The sequence below is a fragment of the Agrobacterium sp. ST15.16.055 genome (genome assembly GCF_027956555.1).
Taxonomy (GTDB): Bacteria; Pseudomonadota; Alphaproteobacteria; order Rhizobiales; family Rhizobiaceae; genus Agrobacterium; species Agrobacterium salinitolerans.
The window spans coordinates 193,064-216,385 of sequence record NZ_JAQKGN010000004.1 but is presented as its reverse complement, the minus strand read 5'-3'; the positions used below and the strand labels follow the sequence as shown (position 1 = coordinate 216,385).

The window sequence follows — 23,322 nt, the reverse complement described above, 5'->3', positions numbered from 1 at the left end:
ATTCCGCTTAGGAGTAGAAGGGTTTTGCAGCGCTGCCCGAAGCTGGGTCGGCACTGTCGAAGGTGATTTTCGGTTGTGGCTGGTCATGGTCGAAGGCCATGGCCTGTCCGCCGATGGTGAATGCGCCGTCCCAGTTGAGAGTGAGTTCCGGTCCGCCGGGTGGCGTGACTGAGAGGAGCCTGCTTTCGGCATCGAAGGTGATCTTCGTGGCGAGAATTTTCTCGCGGAAACGGGCGAAAGCTTGCGTGTCGCCGCAGCCGATGACACCGACCCAACCGGCGCGGCGGCCGGGTGATCTGATCTCGCGGTTGGCGGTGGCGCCAGAGGTGACGGGTTCAAGGCCGTTCGTGGCGTAAAGGGCGGCAAAGCCGCGGCCGGACCGGGTGATGAGCCAGTTGCCTTCCACAAGCACCTCCTCCAGCCCGTCGCGGCCGAGATAGGCGTGGGTCCAGTCGTTGCGGTGATCCTCAGTGTCGAAGATCAGCATCGCCAGATCGCGATGTTGCGCCACGCGCGGCAGGATGCCGCTTCCCGCCCAATAGGAGGGGCGCTGGCTGCCCCACGGATCGTCCTCACCGGGATGATTGACCCACAGCCGCGCCATGGGGTGGCCGGAAAGCTTGATGTCCATGACGTGCTGCTGGTGACCCTTGCGGCCGGTCTTGTGATCGACAACGGTGGAAAGCTGGGCGGCCTCGTTCTTGAACAGTACGAGCTTGCCGGGCTCCAGCCCCTGCGCATAACGCGCTTCGACCGCACGGCCGCTTTCCAGCTGGGAGAGGGCGGCAAGATGCGCCGGCGGCAGGTAGTTGCCGCAGCAGAACATCGGTAGCGAGGCGACGCCATTGTTAAGCCAGCCCTGACCGAAGGCGACCTGCGCAAACGGCGCCAGTTCCGTCAGCGGCCCGGCGCGCAGCTCCTTGTCATAAGCCCGCCCTTGCGAACCGGAGGGAACGCCGCCAAGCGTGTGCAGCGCGATCATTTCGAAAATGAGATCGATCTGATAGCGCGCGCGGGCGGCAAGCTCCGGTCCTGCCCAATGTTCGATGGCGAGAAGGCCGATGAAATCTACCGGATAATAGGCAGCGGAGTTCCATTCGGCCAGCCCATGGGCCTCGACGCTGTCGAACCAGCGCTCCAGCCGGTCGGCCGCCAGCGCCGCCTGTTCTTTGCCGGTGCGGCCCGACGCGGCGAAGACGGCATCCGGCAGATATTCACCGGCCAGCAACTGGCTGGTGTGGAAGCACAGAACATGGTTCTCGCTCCAGAACCACATGACGTCATTGCCCGGTTCGTCCACCCAGTAGCGATAGCCGAGGATCGAGGCATCGATCCGCGCCCGCATCTCTGCCGGCAGGCGATCACCATAGGCGCGCACCAGCCACAGAAGCGGGATCATGACGAAATCGGAGCAGTCTTCCCGCCGATCAATGGAATGCAGCGTCGCATCGACGATGCCGCCGATCTTCTCGATGTCATCGCTGCCGGTGGCGACCATCGCCAGCGCGCGGCCGATGCGCCAGGCGCCGAAGCGGGCGCTGAAGGAAAGCGCTGCCTTTTTTCGCTCGATGATATCGGCCTTGGATGCTTCCGGCGCGATATCATGCATGAAAGCGGCGTCGATGACGCGCGTTACCGTTCCCGTTTCCGAACCCATGGTGATTTTGACACCGTGATACCCATCCGAAATGCCTGTCGTTTCGGGGATCGTCAGCGAGGATTGCCCCGCCTTCAGCACCGTATTCACCTCCGCAAGCGTGGCGCGCTCATGGCCATGGCTTTTGACGGCGATATGCACCGGCAGATCGTGCGAAGGCGGCGCCCCGAAGACCAGTTCGAGGGCCGAGCCGGAAAACACGTCCCGCGCCGGGTGAACATCGCGCACCAGCGCAGCAAGGCGCTTCGTCTCCTCGCGGTTGAGCGGCACGGGCAGCACGACGGTCAGCGGCACGGCGTGGACGACCTCAAGCTCGAAGAACCAGATGATGTCGCGCTCCGCCAGATCCTCGCAGAGCAGCAGCACCTCGTTATCGCCGGCCGAAAGATCGAGCGTGATGTCACGGCTGCTTTCGACATTGCGGATGAAGGGTTCGAAACGGACCTGTTCAACGCCGCCGACCCAGATGCGGACGCCACCGCATGTGCGCAGCCGAAAATGCGCCTGTCTTGCAGCTTCGCTGCGGAATGTGCCCTTCAGCCAGCGCTGCACGTGGGTGGGAACATGCCAGAAGCCGGTGAATTCGACGCGGCGGTTGGAGCCTGGCAGGTTGAGGTGCGAAACCGTAAAGCCATTCTCGGGTGCGATATCGCGGTCGATCATGGTCTGCTGGAAGGCCTTGCGGCAGGGCAGGTCGCCCACATCCACGAAACCGTTGATGAAGCGATAGTTCACGTGGTCTTCGGCGGGGGCCGCGGTCCCGGGAAAAGACGTCTCTACCAGATCGGAGACGATCCATGCGGTCACCGTTTCGCCGTTTGCAACGGTATATGTCGGCTGCGACGCGTTCGCCGCAAATGGCCCATCCGTCATAATGGATCGCCTCCCGTCGATCTTTATGAAATTATTTTCACAAACTTGTTTTCGCTCTTTCGCTTCGATTTGTGCGATTTCGCCAAAACAAACAGCTTGACGTTTATTCTGTCAAGCCGCAAAACATTATAAATCGAATTAAGAAGAGGAGCTTCCGTTCGATTTATGAAAATATTTTCATTGGGAGGATGAGCATGATGAAATTGTTTTCGGGCGTCAGCGCCCTCGTAGTGGCCTCAGTCGCGGGTCTTGCGACGGCCCAAGCCGAGACCCGAACGATTACTTTCCTTTTTACGGATGACGACCAGGGGTACGTGCAGCGCATGGCCGATCTCAGCAAGGAGTTCGAGGCTGCCAATCCAGGTGTGAAGATCAATTTCGTGTCTTCGGGTTATGATGCGGTTTCCAAGCAGCTGCCGGTGCAGCTTGCGGTCGGCGAAGGTCCTGATATCGCCAAGATCACCGACTGGCAGCTTGCACCCTATTATCTCGACATGCGCCCTTACATGAAGGATGCGGATGCATTCGCAAAGCTGCACGGTTCGAGCCTCGATCAGCTTCGTCTGCCGAATGTCAACGATCCGCAGTCGATCAACGGTTATATGGCGTCGCAGACGCTGAACCTGCCCTTCGTCAACAAGACGCTGTTCGAGCAGGCGGGCGAACCCTTGCCGGGCCCGACCGCCAAATTCAGCGAGATCGTCGAGGCTTCCGCCCGGGTCGCCAAGGCAACCGGCGTGCAAATCCCCTTCACCATGGACCGTTCCGGTCACCGCTTTTCCGGCGGCGCCTTTTCTTACGGTTCGACCTATGTGAAGGACGGCAAGTTCAGCTTCCCGGATGAGGCGGCCAGGAAATACATCGCCGATATCTATTCATGGACGCAGAATGGCAGCTTCCCCAAGGAAATGTGGGGTGCGGCTGGCGGTTCGCAGTACAAGAACATGGGCGACGAATTCGTTAACGGCAATGTCGTGACCTATCTGGCCGGTAACTGGATGGTCAATCCGTTCCAGAACAAGATCGGCGACAATTTCGAATGGACGGCGATCAATGCGCCCTGCGGCGATGCCGGATGCTACGCCATGCCCGGCGGCACCGCCATTGTCGGCTTCAAGCGCACCAAATACCCGGAAGATGTGGCGCACTTCATCGAATTTCTCGGCTCCGAAAAGGTGCAGCGGGAAATCGCCGAGAACTACGTCATCCTGACTGGCGCAGAGATCGTCGATCCGCAATACAAGCTGAAGAGCGAAGACGCCAAGGCGGCGATGAAGGTGTTCCTCGACAACAAGAAGAACGTGCCGCAGGCGGCCCGCGATTTCGAACGCGTCAAGGGCGGCAGCGCCATGTATCAGCAGATCGTGCAGCGCATGAGCCAGCTCATCGTCGGCGAATTGACGCTCGACCAGACCTACAAGGTTCTGGAAGACGACGTCGCAAAGATCAACGAGGCGGTTGCGGTCAAGAAATAAGAGCGTCGCTTCGAGATAAAACGTCGATCTGCCCGGAGCGAGCTTCGGGCAGATCGCGCCGCCATCTGCCGGCCGTTCTCTTACATGCGATCTATGTTGATCAGCATATCGAAAAAAAACTGCAATATGCCCGGCTTAAAGCTGACGGCGCGGTGCGCCGAACCTTTGCGCGCGCCTGCTTTCGTCACGCGTCAAATCACAGGATCCTCCGTCATGGCCAAACTGAAGATGTCGTCCATTCCCTCCGCACGCTCGGCCCTGCTTGCCTCCGTTGCATTGCTGGTACTCGTTTCGAGCGCCGAAGCATACGATAGCAATGCACTGGCAGGTCAAGGTTATACCATCGCGGTGCCTGAGCCGGTCGCCCCCTATCCGCTGCCGCTTGCCGACAATTACCGCAACCAGACCGGCAAGAATGAGAAGGGCGAGGCGGTTCGCGCCTATGACGACCGGGACAATCCGATCATCGAAATCCTCTCCGGTTTCAACCGCATCTGGACGCTTGGCGATGAAAAATGGGCGGATGGCGGTGCCAATGGCGATGGCCCGGCGGATTTCAGCCATGTGAAGATCGTCGATCCCGCCGTCTGGCAGGAAAACATGCGTTACGTGCTGTCCGTCACCGGCGAGAACCGCACGCGCGCGGCCGCTTTCGAAGCCTATTTGAACGACCGGCGTTCGCAGGGGTACAGCGTCATCGACGGCATGGGGCCGCTTGCCGCCTGGTATCGGGAAGGGGCGGGCGCAACGACGACGATCAATCATACGCGGGCGGATTTCGATCCGAACGAGGTCATCGCTCTCAAGGAAGACGACAAGGGCACCGAGGCGGGTGCTGCCGATAGCGAACTGAAGGATTTCGTCGCCTTCATGAAGGTGATCCGCGGCCCGGAGGGCACGACCTCGCCGGCAAAATATTTCTATTCCTCGCCACGGCCCTGGCGCATGAACGACAAAGGCGAGGTGATCGAGACCGGCAAGGAAACGATTGGTGACCGCAGCTTTGAAGGCTATGAAAGCGATCGTGGCGTCATCGTGCCGGCGCTGAAATATGTGCGTGAAACCCGCGGTCGCGGCAAGGATGGCGGTTTTCCGAGCGGGCACACCAATGCCGCCTATCTGGCCGCCATCGCTTACGCCTATGCGGTGCCGGAGCGCTTTTCCGAATTGCTGACGGCGGCCTCCGAACTCGGCGAGAGCCGCATCGTCGCCGGCATGCATTCGCCGCTCGACGTGATCGGCGGCCGCATCACCGCAACCGCCATGGCCGCCGCCATGTTGCAGGACCCGAAAAATGCCGAGGTGAAGAAAGCCGCGCATGCGGCCTTGCACGCCTATTTCACTAAGCGCCTGCCGCAGGGTCAGTCGCTCATCGATTTCGCCCATGGCGCAAAGCCGGATGTCGACCAATTTGGCGATGCGGCGAAGAACGGGGCGGATTATCGCCGGCGCATGACCTATTCCTTCAGCCGCGACAAGGCCGCAGGCGATGCGCCGATGGTGGTGCCGAAGGGGGCGGAGGTCCTGCTGGAGACACGTCTGCCCTATCTCGATGCCGCCCAGCGCCGCGCCGTGCTGTTTTCCACCGGCATTGAGGCGGGTTATCCGCTGCTGGATGACAGCAATGGCTGGGGCCGTATCAATCTTGTGGCCGCTGCCGGTGGCTACGGCGCGTTTGACGGCGATGTCGAGGTGACGATGGATGCTGCCGCCGGCGGGTTCAATGCGGCGGACACATGGGCGAACGATATTGCCGGGGCAGGGCGTCTCGTCAAATCCGGCAGTGGAGCGCTGACGCTTGGCGGCCATAACAGCTATGGCGGCGGCACGATCGTCCGGGAGGGAACGCTGGTGGCGTCCTCCGCCAATGCGCTGGGAGCCGGCGGCGTGCTGGTGAGCGGCGGCAGGCTTTCGCTCGGGGGAGAGAAGCAGGTCGTCATCGGCGGTGACTATCACCAGTCTGGCGGCACGCTGGCGGTCGACCCACAGAAGACTAAGCTTCGGATCAAGGGCAATGCGGTGCTGGATGGCGCAACGCTGAAGCTCATTTTCGATGGCGGCGCGCCAGTCACGGGCACGCGGCTTGACGTGATCTCCGCCAACGGTCTGACCGGGACATTCGCCACGATAGATGCGGGCAATGTAAAGGTGCGGCCGGTTTATACCGGCTCGGCACTGTCGGTGGTGGTCGAATAAGCCTACGCAAAATATGGTTGGGCGCGGCATGCGCAGCCGCGCCGCTCGCTCTTGACTTTAGGTGCCGTAGGCTAATTGGCCGCCCTACAGGAAATAGCAAACCCGGAGCGGCTGCAGAGCGGTTCCAATTGCGGACGGATCGCCCGAACGCGAAGCTATCAAGCTTTGGCCGGGCTCACCTCTACCTCTGCAATCGGGGATGAGGAGACCTCGTGCCAGATTTCGGCATCGATCTTCCCGGAGAGTTCCGGATACTTATGTGGATCAAAGACCGGGTTCTTGGACTGTTTCTGTTCGAAGTAGTCGCGTGTCAATTTGACGACCAGTGGCGACAGCAGACAAATCGCGACGAGGTTGATGGATGCCATCAGGCCCATCGATGCGTCGGCAGCGTCAAAGACCGTGATGGCGCTTTCGTAAGACCCCCAGAGTACCATCAACAGCAGGCCGATACGCGCTGACGTCAAACCGATCTTGTTGTCCAATCCAAGATAGACCAGAGCATTCTCGGCATAGGAATAGTTGCCGAGCACCGAAGTCCAGGCGAAGAAGAAGATCGCGATCGCAATGAAGTAATGCCCTGCACCGCCGATATGGGCAGTCAAGGCAGCCTGCGTTAGTGGCGTACCGGTCAACTCACCGCCCGGCACAAGCACCCCGGACAACACGATCATCAGCCCTGTTGCGGTGCAGATCAATAGCGTATCGATGAAGACGCCAAGCGCCTGCACCATGCCTTGCGAGGAGGGGTGATGTGGATTGGGCGTCGCAGCTGCGGCAATGTTCGGCGCCGAGCCCATGCCGGCCTCGTTTGAGAAGAGGCCACGCTTGACGCCGTTCAGCATTGCGCCGGCAATGCCGCCAACTGCCTGTTCGAAGCCGAACGCGCTCTTAATGATAAGCATGAATGCTGCGGGCACATCCGCGATGTTGACGATCAGAACGTACAAAGCAACGCCGAGATAGGCGACCGCCATGAAGGGGACTACATATTCTGCGCAACGTGCGATCTGCTTGATCCCGCCAAAAATGACCACACCGGAAATGATGGCAATCACGACACCAACGGCAAGCTTGGGTACCCCAAATGCGCCATTCATCGCCTCGGCGATCGAATTTGCCTGCACCGCGTTGAACACGAGGCCAAAAACCAGGAGCAGGCATACCGCGAAGATTGTCGCTGCCCAGGGGGCGTTCAGGCCGCGAGCGATATAAAATGCCGGGCCGCCGCGATACTCGCCGCTTTGCCCGCGAACCTTGAACAATTGCGCCAGCGTGCTTTCGGCGTAGGCTGTTGCCATGCCCAGTGCTGCCACCAACCACATCCAGAAAAGAGCGCCTGGCCCGCCCAGCGTCATTGCAACCGCAACGCCCGCCAGATTACCTGTGCCGACCCGCGAGGCGAGGCTGGTGCAAAGCGCCTGGAACGGCGTGATGCCAGCTGAATCCGTCTCAGGCGCACGCATGACGACGCGGATAAACTCTGGAAAATGACGTATCTGCAGGCAGCCCAGGCGAAATGTGAAGAACACGCCTACAGCCAGCAATCCGTAGATGAGAACATAGCCCCAAAAAAACGTATTGAGAAATCCTATGATCGACGTCATGCCAGTCTCTCCTGTTTTCGCGGTTGCACTAAAGTTGTCTGCTATGCATTGGCCGTCGCTTTCGTCCGGCCGATGACGTCAGGTTTTCGGGGGCGTATCTGGAGTGCCTCCCGCAGATGGAGTTGCGGCGTGTGCTTGATGCGCGCCGTCAGCTGGGTTTCGATATCGCTTATGTGGGTGATCATGACGCACGCGGGAGCCGCGTCGCGCCGTGACCAGGCCGCGGGCCTCCTGTCGTTTCAGAGATTGCCGGACGACCGTGCGTGACACATTAAACAAGGTCGCCGGTTCCTGTTCGCCGAGCCGCATTTCAGGTCGCAACCGACCGCAGAAGATCGCGTCGATAATTGTCCGGTCGATGTGCAAGGACAACGGCTCCAATGTTGCTCTTCAGAATGTCTGCCTATAGTTTATGCATCCAAACTGAACTATCACCTTGGAGACAAGAAAGAGCAATAGTTGCGCCAACCGAATTGATTCCGAACAAACGATTTACATTCAAGTTTGGCGTGCGCGAGGAGCGGCCGTGCCGGTATAGGCGCGTTCGCTCCAGAGCAGGGATTTGCGCAAGGGACCGGACATTGCTTCGGTTATGGCGCCCACGAACAGGATGTGGTCTGCGGCATCGATGGAACCGACAAGTTCGCAATCCATTGACAGAAGCGCATCGGCAAGTCTGGGGCTTCCTGACGGCCAGACATCCCAGTCTCCGATGCTGAACCGGTCCGGGTGATTTCCCTTGCCCGCAAACACGTCGGCAATCTCCTCCTGCCCTCTGGCGAGCGCCGCAACGGAGAAGCGTCGGCTCGCTGCGATGAGATCGACCATGCGGCTGCTGGCGTCGATGGAGATGATCAGAAGCGGCGGTTCTGCGCTGAGCGGCATGAAGGATGTGATTGTGCGCCCGATCCGTTCACCGGCCTGGGAAGCCGCAGCCACCGCCACGGTGAAGGCGAGGCCGGCCATTACATCCTTGAATTCACGCGGGGAGATCGTCGGAGAAGAGCACGACTTCAGCGGAATATGCGCATGATTAACCGCACCGCCATCGATCAGCCTGAGATTGTGAGACATGATGTGCCGGGCTACCCGCCCGCTCCTGGATTTTTCGAAAAGATGGACATTTTCGCGGCTGCGCCATTCATGATGTCGGCATTGTCTGGCGGTGACTTTTTCTGGTGTACTCTTGGCCAGATGCCGGAATAATGGCGATTGAGGTCGAGCCATGCATGCAGTCCGGCTTCGGTATCCGGCCGGATCGCTGCGGCGGGACATTCGCGCTCACATATCCCGCAGTCGATACATTGGTCCGGGTGAATGACGAGCATGTTCTCGCCTTCATAGAAACATTCGACAGGACAGACTTCCACGCAGTCCATGTATTTGCAGGCGATGCAGTTTTCGGTGACGACATAGGGCATGGGAATGCTCGAAGAGAGTTGCAGCCGGACGGCGGCTGTCCGGCTGCGCCTGATCCGGCGGGCCGCTCAAGGGCAGCGGGACCGGCCGGATCGGTGGGGCTCAAATCAAAGGCGGGCCGCGACCGCCTGCCAGTTCACCAGTTTGTCGAGGAAGTTTTCAAGGTAAGCCGGGCGCTTGTTGCGGAAATCGATATAATAGCTGTGTTCCCACACATCGCAGCCAAGAAGGGCCTTTTGCCCGAAGCAGAGCGGATTGACCCCGTTTTCGGTACGTGTGATCTTCAGCGAACCGTCGGTATCCACCACCAGCCACGCCCAGCCCGAACCGAATTGCGAGGCGCCGGCAAGGGCGAAATTCTGCTTGAACAGCGCGACCGAGCCGAAGGACTGCGTCAAGGCCTCTTCCAGCTCCTTGGGGATCGCATGATTTTCCGGCCCCATGATTTCCCAGAAGAGATTGTGGTTCCAGTGCTGGGAGGCATTGTTGAAAATGCCGGATTGCGCCACCGCACCCTTCTCATAGGTGCCACGGACGATCTCTTCGAGGCTGCTGTTTTCCCATTCGGTGCCTGATATCGCCTTGTTGAGATTATCGACATAAGCCTTGTGGTGAAGATCGTGATGGAACTTCAGCGTCTCCTCGGACATGCCCGAATGGGCAAGCGCATCATGGGCGTAGGGGAGGTCGGGAAGCTGGAAAGCCATGGGTGTTCCTTTGTCACTGTTTGCTCAAGAGCATGTAAAAGCCTTGCGAAAACAAGGTGACAGTACTTCTAGGACCTCAACCATGGTTCAGGTCAAGAGGTTTTTTGAAAGGCCATGTGACGCTGACGCGCAAGCGGGAAGAAAGCGCTTTTGGATCCGGTAGAGCGGCTTCGGCAGAGCAGAGCCACTATGCAACACCGGTCTTAATGGCCTCTACGACTGCCGTTCTGCTTGATATTTTGAGGGCGACTGCGCAGCATGCCTTCCGTTGTCGATGAGAGGGAGTAAGTCATGGCCAGAGCCGTTGGAATTGGCGGCGTATTCTTCAGAGCAGCAGATGCTGCCGGTCTAGTCGAATGGTATGAAAAACATCTCGGCATCGACGATCTGCATAAATCCCTGTGGCATCAGGAGGCTGGGATGACGATTTTTGGGCCTTTCGCCAGAAATAGCGAATATTTTGGTCGTGCTGAACAGCAATGGATGATCAATTTCCGGGTGGATGATCTCGATGCTTTTATCGCGAAGCTGACGGCAGACGGCGTCGAGGTTGAAACCCGCGCCGAATGGGATTCGGAGGTGGGGCGCTTCGCAAGGATACATGATCCGGAAGGTAATCCGGTGGAATTGTGGGAGCCCGCTCGGAGCTGATGATATTTGTGCCCCGCACGGATATGACTGGAAGGTGAGTGATTTCTCTCGCGCCAGGGTTGATGCCGGATCGATGGCCGCGCTGTTTCGATATGGGCTTTCCGAGGAGAGCGGTCGCTCAGATTGGGATAAACACAATTCTGACCGACAGATTCTGATCTCTGTCCGGCGCGTCATGCCTTCTCAATCAATTGCTCATATGCCTTGCGGCACGATCGGCGCCCTCAAAGCCCAAGGAACTTGAAGGGTTTGGTGTCCTTCAGGCTCTCATTCGCCATACCCGAATAAATATGGATCTGATTGGGGCCGAGATCGAGTTTCTTGACCGCACCGGTTTCTTTCGAGAGATCGAGTTTCGTCATGTCGATCCAGAAGATATTCGGCGTCAGAGCCGATTCGAAGAAATAGAGTTTGCGTTTGTGATCAATCACCGTGCGCCAGCGGGTTGAGGAAATATTCGGCTGGTCCGGTGTGGTGATGCCGTAAGGAACGGAGACGTTGCGGATCACGCTGAAGACGCTGGCGATGGCTTCGACAGGGTTCTCGCTCTTGGGAATGGCGTTGGCGTAGAAAGAGGCGCGGGCGAACCGGTCCGATGCGCGGTTGGTGCCCGGCAGCATGACAGTGCCGCCGATCTGCTGCCAATATTCGTTGAGTGCCAGCTGGTGGTCGAAGGTCGGCGAATTGGTCATCACCTGATACTGACGCCCGTGATGGATGACCTGCTTGCCATCGATATATTCAACGATCGCGCTGTCGCCGCTCGCATCCGAAAGGGAAAGGTGCAACGTTGCCAGACGCTCTTCGCCGGGCACATTGTCGGTCACGATTGTGAAGGGGTTTTTCTCGAGTGCAGCGACGGCCTCTTCCACCGTCGCGAAATTGTCGAGCACGTATTGCGCCCAGGCCGCGATGGACAGGCCCGGCGATTTGCCGTCATAGGCGGGATAGCTCGACTCAACCAGCCAGAGGACGTTCGCAGCAAGCCCCGCCTCATTCATGCCGTCGGTCGTCGAAATATCATAACCGGAAGCAATGACGCTACCGTATTTCGAGGTCCATTTGACCGAATTTGGTCCGGCCTCGCCGGAGCGCTCCATGCCGCGGGGGAAGACCCAGATGTTGGTTCCGACATCCGTTTTCCAATCCATCGACCGGGCCGTCATCACCTGATCATTTTCGCCGAGATAGACGAACCGCGTGCAGGCCTGCGCGACAGAGGTTGTGAGCGTCGCGATGGAAAAGATCGCGGCGGTGCAGGCGGAAAAAAACGGAAGGGTGTTCAGGCGCATGGGAACGTCTCCGGTTCTCGCGGTACCAATACAGCGTAAGATAGAAAATCGGACTTGTTGGCGCGTGTCAAATAGGTTTAGCTGCAGGCGATCGGTTGGGGAGACGTCATTGCTAAAATTATCAGCTTTTGCGGCCGTTATGGCTTTTTCTGCAAGCGCGGCCTCAGCCGCGGATCAACTCGGCTCCCTGCCCGCGAGGGTTGATGACGCGGATTGGGCGTTTCAGGCAACGGGTTATCTGTGGGCGACGGGTTTGAGCGGCAACATTTCGCCCTTCCGTCGCGCGCCGACGCTGCATGTCGAAAAATCCTTCTCCGACGTCATGGAGGATCTCAACTTCGGCGGGTTCTTGAACATCTGGGGCCGTTATGACCGCTTTGTCCTGTCCGGCGATCTAATGTATGTCGACACCACGGACAGCAAGGCGGCCGGGCCGCTGCCGGCGCTACAAATCCCGGGTTTGCCCACCCTTCCGGCTGGCGCGGCAATCGCCGCGAACGTCGATACGCAGGAATTCATGGCGACGCTGCAGGCCGGTTACCGGATCGTGGATGCAGACGGATTTTCGCTCGACGCCTTGGCGGGAGCCCGCTTCTGGCATATCTCCAACGAGGTGGCGGTCACTGCCAGCCATCCCCTGATCGGCAGCGTATCAGCCACGCATAAGGAAAGTTTCGGCTGGGTTGATCCCGTGATCGGCGCGCGCGCTTTTTTTGGCCTGACAGACAGGCTCTCCGTCCAGGGGCAGGTGGATATTGGCGGTTTCGGCGCGGGATCCGATCTCACCTGGTCAGCGCTCGCGACGGTGAACTACATCTTCACGGACACATTGTCCGTTTCGGCAGGCTACAAGGTGCTCGACGTGGACTATTCTGACGACGGATATGTTTTTGATTCGAGGCTGAGCGGGCCGGTTGTCGGTCTGACCTATCGGTTCTGACCCTTTTCCCCTCACTATGACCTTGACACGACACCCTTGCAGTCTAGACGGGGTCCCATGATTATATTGGGAGTATAGACATGAAAACGCTGGCAGCCGTTTCGGCTTTCGTGGGCAAGACCTTTGCCGTCTGGGTCATCCTGTTTGCCGTGCTCGGCTTCTTTTTTCCAGATACGTTCAAGCAGATAGCGCCGTGGATCGTCACGCTTCTGTCGATCATCATGTTCGGCATGGGGCTCACACTGTCGGTCGATGACTTCAGGGAGGTCGTCAAAAGGCCGTTCGATGTGACGATCGGTGTCCTTGGCCAGTTTCTGGTCATGCCGCTTCTGGCGGTGCTGCTCACCCGGATCATTCCCATGCCGCCGGAAGTCGCCGCTGGCGTCATTCTGGTCGGCTGCTGCCCGGGCGGCACATCTTCTAACGTCATGACGTATCTCTCCAAGGGCGATGTCGCGCTGTCGGTCGCCTGCACCTCGGTCACCACGCTTGCCGCGCCGTTGGTGACCCCGTTCCTCGTCTGGTTGTTTGCGAGCCAGTACCTGCCGGTTGACGGCTGGGCCATGTTCCTCAGCATCGTCAAGGTCGTTCTGGTTCCGCTCGCTCTCGGCGCCGCTCTGCAGAAGCTGCTGCCCGGTCTCGTCAAGGCCGCCGTTCCGACATTGCCGCTCGTGAGCGTCATCGGCATCGTCTTGATCGTCTCGGCGGTGGTGGGAGGATCCAAGGCGGCTATCGCCCAGTCCGGGCTGATGATTCTTGCCGTCGTAATCCTGCATAACGGTCTTGGTTATCTCATCGGTTATCTCGCGGCAAAGGCAACGGGCCTGTCGCTTGCCAAGCGCAAGGCCATCGCGATCGAGGTGGGCATGCAGAATTCAGGCCTTGGAGCGGCGCTTGCCACGGCTTACTTCTCACCTGTCGCTGCGGTGCCGAGCGCGATCTTCAGCGTCTGGCACAATATTTCCGGTGCAATCCTCGCGAACTGGTTCTCGGGTCGTGTGGAAGCTGGCTCCGACAACAAAGCCGCCTGAAGCTCCACATCTGCTGGGCCGCCTGCCGGTCAGGCGGCCCGACTAGCCTTGTTACGGCATAGTGACGGCCGGTGGATTAAGCCGGGCAAAGCCCGCTTGCCGCTGATAAGGGAAATGCGGATAGGGAGCGGCCTTCGCGCTGGCCTCGTCCAGCTGCGCCACTTGCGCGGGCGTCAGTTCCCATCCCACGGCATCGAGGTTCTGGCGAAGCTGTTCCTCATTGCGCGCACCGATGATCACTGTGGAAACTGTGGGGCGTCTGAGCAGCCAGTTGAGGGCGACCTGCGGTACCGTCCTGCCGGTCTCTTCTGCGACAGCGTCGAGCGCGTCGATCACGCGGTAGAGATCTTCATCATCCACCGGCGGGCCAAAGCTGGCGGTCTCATGCAGGCGGCTACCTTCAGGCAGCGGCGTGCCGCGGCGGATTTTTCCTGTCAATCGCCCCCAGCCAAGCGGGCTCCAGACCATTGCGCCCAGACCCTGATCCGCGCCGAGCGGCATCAGATCCCACTCGTAATCCCGGCCGATCAGGGAGTAATAGACCTGGTTGACCACATAACGCGGCCAACCGTATCGATCCGCGACGGCGAGCGACTTCATGATCTGCCAGCCTGAAAAGTTCGAAACGCCGGTATATCGCACCTTGCCCGACCGGACGAGCGCATCGAGCGTCGAGAGCACTTCCTCAACCGGTGTGAAGGCGTCGAAGGCGTGGAGTTGAAGGATGTCGATATAGTCGGTCTGGAGGCGGTGCAGGGCGTCATCCACCGCCCGCAGCAATCGGAAGCGGGACGAGCCCGCCTCGTTCGGCCCGTCGCCCATCGGCAGGCTGGTCTTGGTCGAGATCAGAACGCTGTCGCGCCTGCCTTTGATGGCCTCGCCAAGCACTTCCTCCGATGCGCCATTGGAGTAGACGTCGGCGGTATCGAAGAGGTTGACGCCGGCTTCCAGACAAATATCGATCAGACGCCGGGCTTCCGTGGCGTCTGAATTGCCCCAGTTGCTGAAAAGCGGGCCGGAGCCGCCGAAAGTTCCGGTACCAAAACTCAAGACCGGCACTTTCAGGCCGGATTTGCCGAGATAGCGATATTCCATGGGGCGTTCCTTTCTTGCTTCGAAATGGTCGTGGCGGGCTCTGGCAGCGCCGCGCTCTGTCCATCCCGTCGTGATCTTGCAGATGAAGATTGCGATGCGTTTCAATCGCTGTCTGAAGATAGACGCTCGCTCTTCAATGAAATAGAATGCCGAAAATACTTTCACTTGTGAGATCAAATCATCATGGCGCGACTGGAAATCAACCGGGCAGGGGAGATGGAAATCTTCGTGCGGGTCGTCGAGCTCGGCGGTTTTTCCCGCGCAGCCGCGGCGGCAAACATGACGCCTTCAGCGGTGAGCAAGCTGATCGCACGGTTGGAAGGCCGCTTGGGCGCACGCCTGCTCAACCGTTCCACCCGGCAACTTCAGATAACGCCGGAGGGCTGCGCCTTCTATGAAAGGGCCACCCGCATTCTTGCCGATCTCGAAGAGGCTGAACGCGCCGCAGGTGAGGGCGAACAGCCTGTCGGCCGCGTGCGGATCAACACAAGCGCTTCTTATGCAACGCATATTCTTGCGCCCATCCTGCCACGGTTTCTGGCGCTTCATCCAGGCATCACGCTCGATATCGTCCAGACGGATCTGGTGGTTGACCTGCTTGCGGAGCGCATGGATGTGGCGGTGCGCGCCGGGCCGCTCAAAAGCTCAAGCCTCGTCGCCCGGAAACTCGGTGAGACGAGGATGATGATCGCGGCCGCTCCGGATTATCTTGAGCGCTGCGGCGTGCCGCAAACAATCGCCGATCTGGAAGATCACAATCGGCTCGGATTTGGCTATGCCCGATCAGTCGACGGGTGGCCGTTGCGGGATGCCGGAAAGACTGTTGTCATTCCGGCGACGGGGCGCGTGCAGGTCAGCGACGGTGAGGGCCTTCGCCGTCTTGCCCTTGCCGGTGTCGGTCTGGTCCGCCTTGCCGCCTTCACCGTGCGGGAGGATATCACCGCCGGCCGGCTGGTCTCCGTGCTCGATCATCTCGACACAGGTGAGACGGAGATGTTTCATGCCGTTTATGTCGGCCAACGCGGTCCGCTTCCGGCACGTATTCGAGCCCTGCTCGATTTTCTCGGCGAATACGGGCGGGTGAAGTGACCTTCCCGGGACATTAGAAGTGCGGCCCGGATGGAGGCGGTATACTTTGCCACCAGTTACCGGAATCTCTGGGACACGATCAAAATCACCGATAGGATAAACATGATTGGACCGGTGACTGACAGCTTGCTGCCAACATCTGGAAGCGGATGGTCAACCCCGTTTTGGTGTATGGATGAGAAAGATTTGTGGAGCTTCCGCGATCACTCGGCAGCGCAAATTCAAAAGGCTGGGGCTGACGGAAAGGCGCACGTTATCCAGTGCCAAACCACTCTCGATCGCCTCGTGGAACTCGTCAATAATGCGACCTCCGAAGAAGCGATCGTCGGTTGTGAGTGGCCTTCCACGTGATAAAACGAATTCTACGGTTTCCCCCCGTAGAGTTCAGCATGCGCTTTACGAAATGCGGCTATTCCTTCGGTGACCGCATGAATACCCGGCATTCCAGCGTGAAATTGCGTAATGTTTTCCTTCGCAATTTCCTCAATGGGCTTCTCGGATGCTAAATCCTGCAATGCCTTCGCCTGAAGCGGATTATTGTGGTTGATATACCACATTCTTGTCTCGACATTCACCTGAAAGACCCAGATTCCGATGGTTAAGAGGATCGCACCAAGCAGCTCAACTGTATACTTTGGCGCGTTCTTCGAAACGATAATCCAAGAGAGGATCGGCACGAAAATTGTAAGTACCCCATAATGGATTGCGGACCCTGCCTCCCAACCACCTTGCATTTTTGCCCGACCGTAAGAGATCGCGGCCAACAGACAGACATAAATGGCAAGACATGCAAAGACCAGCAAGTCAGCGTCATCCAATTGCCTGCGTTTGAGCCGGAACACGATCGATATGATGGCAAAGATCATGAGAGATGTCACGACAACACGGGCCAGTGTCTCGTAACTTTGCAGGAAGAACGCAAACGATCCAGTGGTTAGGCCCATGGCATAGTCCAAGAACTCATAAGCGTTCACTGAAGACTGATCCCCGCCAGCGTAAGGGGTCCATGTCGCCAAGATGTGAGACGCGACGATCAAAGGGACGGCAAAGAGAAACACTGTACCGAACGGTTTCCTTCGCCAAATTGCCCAAGCTGTAAATGCAATGCCGGCACCTAAGGCTGGAAGAACGCCGTTCATGCCGGTCAAGCACGCGATCGTCAGACTGAAGACTGCAAGAAACGCATGTGTGTTACTCTGGCTCCGAAGCCACAATAAAGTGGCTAGGAGGAACCCGGATAAACAAAGAATGGACGAAGTGAATTGGAAGTGGAAACCCCACTGGGTGTAGCCCATACCAAAGTTTAGGAAGATGAAGGGAATGGCCACATCGCCAATCGACCTTCTGCCTCGATAAACTCTTGCCGCTTCCACGATAAACACCGTGCTTATGAGAGCCATCAAAAAGTTGACGCCGACGAGCCATCGGTAATCAAACCCGGACCACGACAAGATGAAAAAGTTTGTAAGCTTTTGGATCGGGATACGGTGGTCTACGTGCTGCTGCCAAAGCCACACCCACCATTCTCGCTGCGTTGTGAATTCGAGTGGCCGTGCATAAATCCAGTCATCCACCCAAGCGTACGGTCGAAAATAGGGAAGGATGTTGACATAAAACAAATAGGCAATCGTTATGGCCACTGCATAAGGAGCAAGCGCCAGCAGACCACTTGCCACAGGAGTTGCCTGTGATCGAAAGCGTTCCGTCGCGCCATACAAGTTACTTTTATTCATTATTGCCCCCAACAAGCAAAAAAACGTAAAAAGCCCAGTCAATTGAGAATTGAATCAAGACGCTCCTTACCATCCGTAAGCTGCGTTTTCTACTTAAATGGTGCGCGCTCCCCACATTCATAGTGTGCCAATCGCAAAACGTTTCGTGTGCTCAGGAGGACACGAACAGCACGACATCCACACGGCTCATGCTCCTGATCTAACGGCGTCGGATTTGAGCCGCAGAAGAGTTCAACGGGCATCCAAAAATGGATTTTTGGCGACAGAAGACGCCTTTGACCCGCTAATCTGGGGTTCTCAGAAATTCCGATTTTTCGTGTCAAAATTCCGAAAACGGGATAAAGGCGGCCGGTCGCAGGAAACGGAATTAGCTGGAGGGCGAACGTCTATTCTCTCGGACCTGAGAGCGTGAAGGTTTCAACCGATTCCAGCCTTATGTGCGTCTCATTGGCAATCGTGCTTGGTATCGCACCGCAGAGGCTGCCTGTCGTTACGACGTTACCAGCCTTGAGCATATTGCCCCTGTTGAACGCCGAGTTGGCAAAGGCGACCAGCGGCGCAAGCGGATCGCCATTGGGATGTTTTGCCGTAGCATCGAACAGCGATACCGACCCGTCGGTGACGGTGAGCTGCGGCAGGTTTTCGCCATTTCCGGCAAAGACATCCACGATGCCTTTATCGACTTCCGGTCCGATGACGAAGCCGTGGTTGGCGAGACGATCCGCGAGAAAAAGCGGAAACGGCACCTGGTTTTTCTCCGCCAGCCTGTAGCGGAGAAGTTCAGCGCCAAGATGGACCTTGTCGATAAATGCCATCAGGTCGGCCCTCGCCAGCGGCCCCGCCGCCGCCGCAGGAATATCCGCCGAAAGCGTAAAGCAGATCTCGACCTCGATGCCTTCGGTGCCGCCATGGGGAAAAGAAGCGGCATTGGCTTCATCGACCCGCACGCAATCGAACATGGGCGCCCCGACGGCCTCGCCGTCGGGGCGGATAGCCAGTTTCCAGCCGGCAACCGGTTCTGCCCCGCTCTCAGCAAAAGCCCGCTGGACCGCCATAGCCTCTGCAAGCGTCCCGGGGATGAGACCCTCCGCCTGCACCGCCGCCAGAGAAATTTTCGCCCCGCCTCGGCTCGCGGTGGTAAAGCGTCCAGCCAGCTTCTCGATTGCAGTCATTCGCTCATGTCTCCTGATGATCTCGCGCGCTGAATGCCGTCACGATTTGACGTGGTGTGCCAAGGCCATCAATGCCGAGTTCGACCATATCGCCGGCTTTTAGGAACACGGGCGGGTTCATTCCAAGACCGACCCCGGGCGGCGTCCCCGTGGTGACAACGTCGCCCGGCATGAGGCGCATGAAGCGGCTGATGTAAGAAACAAGCATTGCGATCGGAAAACTCATCTTGGATGTCGAGACGGCTCCTTTTCGCTCTGAAATAAAATTCGAGCGGCAATGGCCGCCCGTTTTATTTTGGTGTCACGCGACGTCTGCGTCGAACTGGATGCTGTGAAGTCGTTTATACAGACCGTCATTCGCTAGCAATTCACGCCGGCTTCCCTGTTCGGCCACTTCACCATTATCCATCACGACGATTTTGTCGGCGCGGTTGATTGTGGAAAGGCGATGGGCGATCACGATGGATGTCTTGTTGAGCGTCAGGCGCTCTAGCGCATCCCGCACGAGAGCCTCGGACTCGGAATCCAGTGCACTTGTCGCTTCGTCCAGGATCAGGATATCCGCGTCCCGAAGCATCGCGCGTGCAATCGCCACACGCTGTCGCTGGCCGCCAGACAGGCCGGAGCCGTTTTCGCCCAGCCTGGTGTCGTATCCGTTCTGCATCTTCATGATGAAATCATGCGCATTCGCAGCCTTTGCTGCCGCTATGATCTCTTCCTCTGTCGCATTGTCGCGGCCGACGGAGATGTTGTGCTTGATCGTTCCGGAGAACAGGAATGTTTCCTGACCGACATAAGAAACGTGTTCGCGCAGGCTGGCAAAGGAAACATCGCGCAGATCCATGCCGTTGATTTCAACGGAGCCGTTCTGTGGATCGTAAAGACGCATCATGAGGTTGATGATCGTCGACTTGCCACTGCCGGAGGGGCCGACCAGTGCCGTCATCTTGCCGCCTTCGAAGAGGACGCTAACGTCGTTAAGAACCGGCTGGCCGGGCACGTACTCGAAGCTGACGTTCTTAAGCTCGACATCGCCGCTTGCCTTGGGAAGCGGGACTGCGTCCTTCTTTTCGGTCAGCGTTAGCGGCGCGTCCAGCACCTGAAACATCATGCGCACGCCTATCATTCCGCCCTCGATCTGCACGCGCATCCGAGCAAGCCGCTTGGCAGGCTCGTAGGCAAGGAGAAGAGCCGTGATAAAGGCCATCAGATCGCCGGGGGAACCGCCTTTTTCGAGCACAGTGTAGCCAGAGACGGCAATTACCACTGCAATGGCAAGGCCAGACAAGGTTTCCATGATCGGGCTGGTCGCGGCTTCCAGTCTGGCTATGCCATTGGCTCGCTGCTCGACATCGGAAACCGCTTTGTTCATGCGTTGCGCCATCAGCTTCTCTAAGGAAAAAGCCTTGATGACTCGCACGCCGATGCTGGTTTCCTGGACGACGTTGACGATTTCGCCCAACGAAGCAAGTTCCGCCTCCATGATCTTTCGGACGCGCCGCAGAACGAGACGAACGCTGAAGATTGCCAAAGGACCGATAATCATGGAAATCGCGCTCAGAAGGAAATTCTGGGCGAACATCACGATAATCAAGCCGAGGAGGGAGAAGAGGTCGCGAACGAAGGATGTGACGATTGTGTCGATGACGCTGCGGGCAGCTTGGGCGTTGTAGGTCACGCGGACCAGAAGTTCTGAAGATGGCAAATTTTGGAAAAAAGAGACGCCTTGCTTGAGGAGCCTATCGTAGATTTTGCGCTGCTGCTCGGCGACGATGCTATTTCCCGCCTTGCTGAGGTAGTAGCTCTGAACAAAGGTAGCAAGCCCCTTCACTATGAAGATGGCTGCAACTGCAAATGCAATCTCGAGGACGACATCGAAACCTTGCTTCAGGTAGACGCTGTTGACAATATCACGCATTATCCAAGCGCTAAGAGATGTCATGCCCGCGACAACGAGCATCGCCGCGATTGCCGCAGAATACCAGCCGACGTGTTTTTTGAAGTTTTCCTTAAATAGCCGCGTTAACAGCTTTTTGTCGTCTGGCGACAAAAATGATCCGATCACTGCAATATCCTTGCGAATTCAAGATAAATATCGTTCCGAAGCAAGACCTGCTCACCACCCCATGGCAAAGGTAATTGTAGTGTCACCTAGTCAGCATGTCACTCGTATTCACCTTGTTGCATCATCCATCCGCGCTGCACGGAGATTTACGGAACTCGGATCAAGATAGTTCGGCAACGACTTGCGTTTACGAGGGCGAAACCCCCCATTTCCAAGCCATGTGCGGCCCAAATTAGTGGCTAGCAAATAGTCCTCCTCATTCTGTCTGTCAATATCAGCGCTTTGGCTTCGTGCGCGTGTCGTGCGCGATCATGCCTCCCGTGTTTGGCTACACAGAATCATAATGTTCACTGGATGTGAATTTTATCATGATGCATGTATTTATAAGTATTTTTTGGATTTAATATTATTAATCCAAAATGTAATTAATTTAGTTTCGTCTAATCTTATTATTTCTACGATATTTCTATAGACTATAAAAATTATTATGATTATTATTTAATTGGATTTTTTAGATTTGGTGTTTCTGCATGTTAATGATTTTTAGGGTGCTCCTTGAGGAATAGTTTCGTTTATAATGAAATTGAGAAATTTGGATTGAGGCCGCCTGATATTGATGTTTTGGCGCAGAGATATTATGCGCAATGCGCAGAAGATCTTATTGTTGTCAGTATACTGAAAGCGCTTTCCGCGCGTAGGCATTTTGATCTTTCGGCAGAGCGATATCTTGAGGTTGGCGCTAATCATCCAATTGCCACAAGTGCGACGTATCTTCTTTCTCTCGAATTGGGAATGAGCGGGGTCCTCGTTGAGGCAAATCCGGCGCTTATAGCCGATCTGGAAAAGGTTCGAAAACAAGACCTTGTTTTGAACAAGGCGATTATTGTCGGTGATTCAGATACCGCAGAGCTTTTCGTATCAAATCAAAATGAACTCTCGTCTTTATCGAGGCGATTTGTCGAAGATTGGCAAGATGGCGCCGTCGGATTGAAAGATGTCATCACGGTTCAGGCATCTCGTATGAACGATGTGCTTGAGGAGTTTTTTTCAGAGCGCGCACCCTTGTATCTGTCCATCGACACTGAAGGTTTGGACCTTGACTTGCTTAAGGACGTCGATTGGGACCGCTGGCGCCCTGCCGTTGTCCAAGCGGAGCCCTCTGAACATTTTATTGAAAACAATGCTGAACTGATCTCTCAGTTGCTGGAAAGCAAGGGTTATGTGCTCGTAGCGAAGACAGCGGTCAATCTTATATTCATGGATAGCAGCCTAGCCACGAAAAATAGCGCATCTCAAGTTGACGGAGACGGAGCGGGCGCGGAAAGCGTCTCTGGCCCTACTGGTGTGGGGATTGTCACTCGGACAAAGGATCGCGCCGTACTGCTTCGAAGGGCGCTGGAAAGCGTAAAGAACCAGACATATGAAGATTGGAGACTGGTTGTCGTAAATGATGGCGGGCAGGCTGAGTCCGTTGATTGGCTCGTTGGGCAGATCTTCGAGGGAGACGCGAGAGTGAGCGTTCTTCATCATGAGGTGTCCAAGGGAATGGAGGCGGCATCAAATGCCGGACTCGCAACGTTGAATACGGAATACGCCGTCATCCACGATGACGATGATAGCTGGGCGCCCGAGTTTCTGGCTTCGATGACCTCAACCATCGCCCGTCGTCAGAAAACATTTCCGTCAATCAAAGGAATTGTATGCCGCATCAACAGTGTATTTGAAACTGTTGTCGGTAATGAAATCACAATAGAACGCGTCGAACCGTTTCGAGCTTTGCATTCCGACCCTCTCGATGAGGGTTTACTCTCCGTTCAAAAGATGTTGGTTCGCAATCAGTTTCCTCCAATAGCGTTCATGTTCGACCTCGCCACTGCGCGCGAATTGGGTCTCTTCAATGAAAGCCTGCCCGTCGCTGGTGATTGGGATTTTCATTCGCGGTTCTTAATGATGCACGATGTTTGGATTCTTCCTGAGTATCTAAGTTTTTATCACCAACGTGTTTCAGCCACGGGCGAGCTTGGAAACACCATCCATGCCGGCATAACTCAACATCGCCTCTATCACCAAAAAATGCGTAACGACCTTGTGCGTCAAGCGGCAGGAGAAAGCGGAGAGCGTCGAATCGCAATCACCATTCCGGCTGAAATTCAGGAGTTCACTCAAAATGAGGTGTATCACATCCTGTGGCGGCTGGGACAGATGGAAGCTGCGATACACGGTCTCCGCCCTGTACGCCCAAAGTGGCGGCATGAACTTTCAGTTTGGTTCAGGCGTTGGCGAAACCGCCTGCTGAGACGTTAGACTTAAGGGCATATTG

The 23,322-nt window shown here is 57.0% G+C and carries 19 protein-coding genes and 2 pseudogenes; 8 read left to right on the top strand and 13 right to left on the bottom strand.

Annotated features, from left to right (window positions below; translation table 11 throughout):
- Window positions 1-7: 7 nt before the first annotated feature.
- Window positions 8-2,530 (bottom strand): hypothetical protein, encoded by a 2,523-nt coding sequence (locus tag PL599_RS09125; RefSeq protein ID WP_271359021.1) that lies wholly within the window; start codon window positions 2,528-2,530, stop codon window positions 8-10.
- A gap of 194 nt (window positions 2,531-2,724) precedes the next feature.
- On the opposite strand from PL599_RS09125, the gene PL599_RS09120 reads away from it, so the two are divergent.
- Together PL599_RS09120 and PL599_RS09115 are read left to right on the top strand one after the other, a co-directional pair.
- Entirely contained in the window at window positions 2,725-4,005 is a 1,281-nt protein-coding gene (locus tag PL599_RS09120; protein ID WP_142913070.1) for an ABC transporter substrate-binding protein, read from the top strand.
- A gap of 213 nt (window positions 4,006-4,218) precedes the next feature.
- Window positions 4,219-6,201, top strand: coding sequence for a phosphatase PAP2 family protein (locus PL599_RS09115; protein ID WP_271359020.1), 1,983 nt, complete (start codon window positions 4,219-4,221; stop codon window positions 6,199-6,201).
- 158 nt (window positions 6,202-6,359) lie between these two features.
- Here PL599_RS09115 and PL599_RS09110 read toward each other — a convergent pair whose 3' ends face one another.
- The 6 genes and pseudogenes from PL599_RS09110 to PL599_RS09085 all read right to left on the bottom strand — a co-directional run bounded on the left by PL599_RS09110 (window position 6,360) and on the right by PL599_RS09085 (window position 9,934).
- Window positions 6,360-7,808, bottom strand: a complete 1,449-nt coding sequence (locus tag PL599_RS09110; protein WP_271359019.1) for an alanine/glycine:cation symporter family protein — start codon at window positions 7,806-7,808, stop codon at window positions 6,360-6,362.
- Between the two features lie 41 nt (window positions 7,809-7,849).
- Window positions 7,850-7,993 carry a hypothetical protein gene (locus PL599_RS09105; RefSeq protein WP_269825350.1) on the bottom strand — a complete coding sequence of 48 codons (144 nt, stop codon included), beginning with the start codon at window positions 7,991-7,993 and terminating at the stop codon, window positions 7,850-7,852.
- A gap of 16 nt (window positions 7,994-8,009) precedes the next feature.
- Window positions 8,010-8,174 (bottom strand): annotated as a pseudogene (locus tag PL599_RS09100) (GntR family transcriptional regulator); the annotation flags it as partial.
- 132 nt (window positions 8,175-8,306) lie between these two features.
- Window positions 8,307-8,882, bottom strand: coding sequence for a flavin reductase family protein (locus tag PL599_RS09095; protein ID WP_271359018.1), 576 nt, complete (start codon window positions 8,880-8,882; stop codon window positions 8,307-8,309).
- A gap of 11 nt (window positions 8,883-8,893) precedes the next feature.
- Window positions 8,894-9,229 (bottom strand): ferredoxin FdxA, encoded by a 336-nt coding sequence (fdxA, locus tag PL599_RS09090; protein WP_077983987.1) that lies wholly within the window; start codon window positions 9,227-9,229, stop codon window positions 8,894-8,896.
- A 105-nt stretch (window positions 9,230-9,334) separates the two neighbouring features.
- The gene (locus PL599_RS09085) at window positions 9,335-9,934 is read right to left on the bottom strand and encodes a superoxide dismutase (RefSeq protein ID WP_271359017.1); all 600 of its coding nucleotides are present in this window, start codon (window positions 9,932-9,934) and stop codon (window positions 9,335-9,337) included.
- Between the two features lie 291 nt (window positions 9,935-10,225).
- Between PL599_RS09085 and PL599_RS09080 the strand changes: the two genes are divergently transcribed.
- Window positions 10,226-10,585, top strand: coding sequence for a VOC family protein (locus PL599_RS09080; RefSeq protein ID WP_271359016.1), 360 nt, complete (start codon window positions 10,226-10,228; stop codon window positions 10,583-10,585).
- Between the two features lie 224 nt (window positions 10,586-10,809).
- Here the strand turns inward: PL599_RS09080 and PL599_RS09075 are convergent, their stop codons facing one another.
- Window positions 10,810-11,877 (bottom strand): linear amide C-N hydrolase, encoded by a 1,068-nt coding sequence (locus PL599_RS09075; RefSeq protein WP_077983983.1) that lies wholly within the window; start codon window positions 11,875-11,877, stop codon window positions 10,810-10,812.
- Window positions 11,878-12,016: 139 nt separating this feature from the next.
- On the opposite strand from PL599_RS09075, the gene PL599_RS09070 reads away from it, so the two are divergent.
- Both PL599_RS09070 and PL599_RS09065 read left to right on the top strand, forming a co-directional pair.
- Complete coding sequence (locus PL599_RS09070) at window positions 12,017-12,817, top strand: hypothetical protein (RefSeq protein WP_142913059.1); 801 nt, start codon at window positions 12,017-12,019, stop codon at window positions 12,815-12,817.
- Between the two features lie 80 nt (window positions 12,818-12,897).
- A complete protein-coding gene (locus PL599_RS09065) occupies window positions 12,898-13,848 on the top strand; it encodes a bile acid:sodium symporter family protein (RefSeq protein WP_271359015.1) in 951 nt (316 codons plus the stop codon).
- Window positions 13,849-13,899: 51 nt separating this feature from the next.
- Here PL599_RS09065 and PL599_RS09060 read toward each other — a convergent pair whose 3' ends face one another.
- Window positions 13,900-14,943, bottom strand: coding sequence for an aldo/keto reductase (locus tag PL599_RS09060; protein ID WP_271359046.1), 1,044 nt, complete (start codon window positions 14,941-14,943; stop codon window positions 13,900-13,902).
- 183 nt (window positions 14,944-15,126) lie between these two features.
- Here PL599_RS09060 and PL599_RS09055 point away from each other — a divergent pair, with 183 nt between their 5' ends.
- Both PL599_RS09055 and PL599_RS09050 read left to right on the top strand, forming a co-directional pair.
- The gene (locus PL599_RS09055; RefSeq protein WP_271359014.1) at window positions 15,127-16,032 is read left to right on the top strand and encodes a LysR family transcriptional regulator; all 906 of its coding nucleotides are present in this window, start codon (window positions 15,127-15,129) and stop codon (window positions 16,030-16,032) included.
- A gap of 30 nt (window positions 16,033-16,062) precedes the next feature.
- Entirely contained in the window at window positions 16,063-16,383 is a 321-nt protein-coding gene (locus tag PL599_RS09050) for a hypothetical protein (RefSeq protein ID WP_271359013.1), read from the top strand.
- Window positions 16,384-16,394: 11 nt separating this feature from the next.
- Here PL599_RS09050 and PL599_RS09045 read toward each other — a convergent pair whose 3' ends face one another.
- From PL599_RS09045 to PL599_RS09030, 4 genes and pseudogenes are all read right to left on the bottom strand, one after another.
- A complete protein-coding gene (locus PL599_RS09045) occupies window positions 16,395-17,765 on the bottom strand; it encodes a hypothetical protein (protein WP_271359012.1) in 1,371 nt (456 codons plus the stop codon).
- 386 nt (window positions 17,766-18,151) lie between these two features.
- Window positions 18,152-18,937: a 2-keto-4-pentenoate hydratase gene (locus tag PL599_RS09040; protein WP_271359011.1), complete on the bottom strand. Its 786-nt coding sequence runs from the start codon at window positions 18,935-18,937 to the stop codon at window positions 18,152-18,154.
- Between the two features lie 4 nt (window positions 18,938-18,941).
- Window positions 18,942-19,190 (bottom strand): annotated as a pseudogene (locus PL599_RS09035) (fumarylacetoacetate hydrolase family protein); the annotation flags it as partial.
- A gap of 48 nt (window positions 19,191-19,238) precedes the next feature.
- On the bottom strand, window positions 19,239-21,002 hold the full coding sequence (locus tag PL599_RS09030) for an ABC transporter ATP-binding protein (protein WP_080793738.1): 1,764 nt from the start codon (window positions 21,000-21,002) through the stop codon (window positions 19,239-19,241).
- Between the two features lie 555 nt (window positions 21,003-21,557).
- Between PL599_RS09030 and PL599_RS09025 the strand changes: the two genes are divergently transcribed.
- The gene (locus PL599_RS09025) at window positions 21,558-23,306 is read left to right on the top strand and encodes a glycosyltransferase (protein WP_271359010.1); all 1,749 of its coding nucleotides are present in this window, start codon (window positions 21,558-21,560) and stop codon (window positions 23,304-23,306) included.
- The last annotated feature ends 16 nt before the right edge of the window (window positions 23,307-23,322 follow it).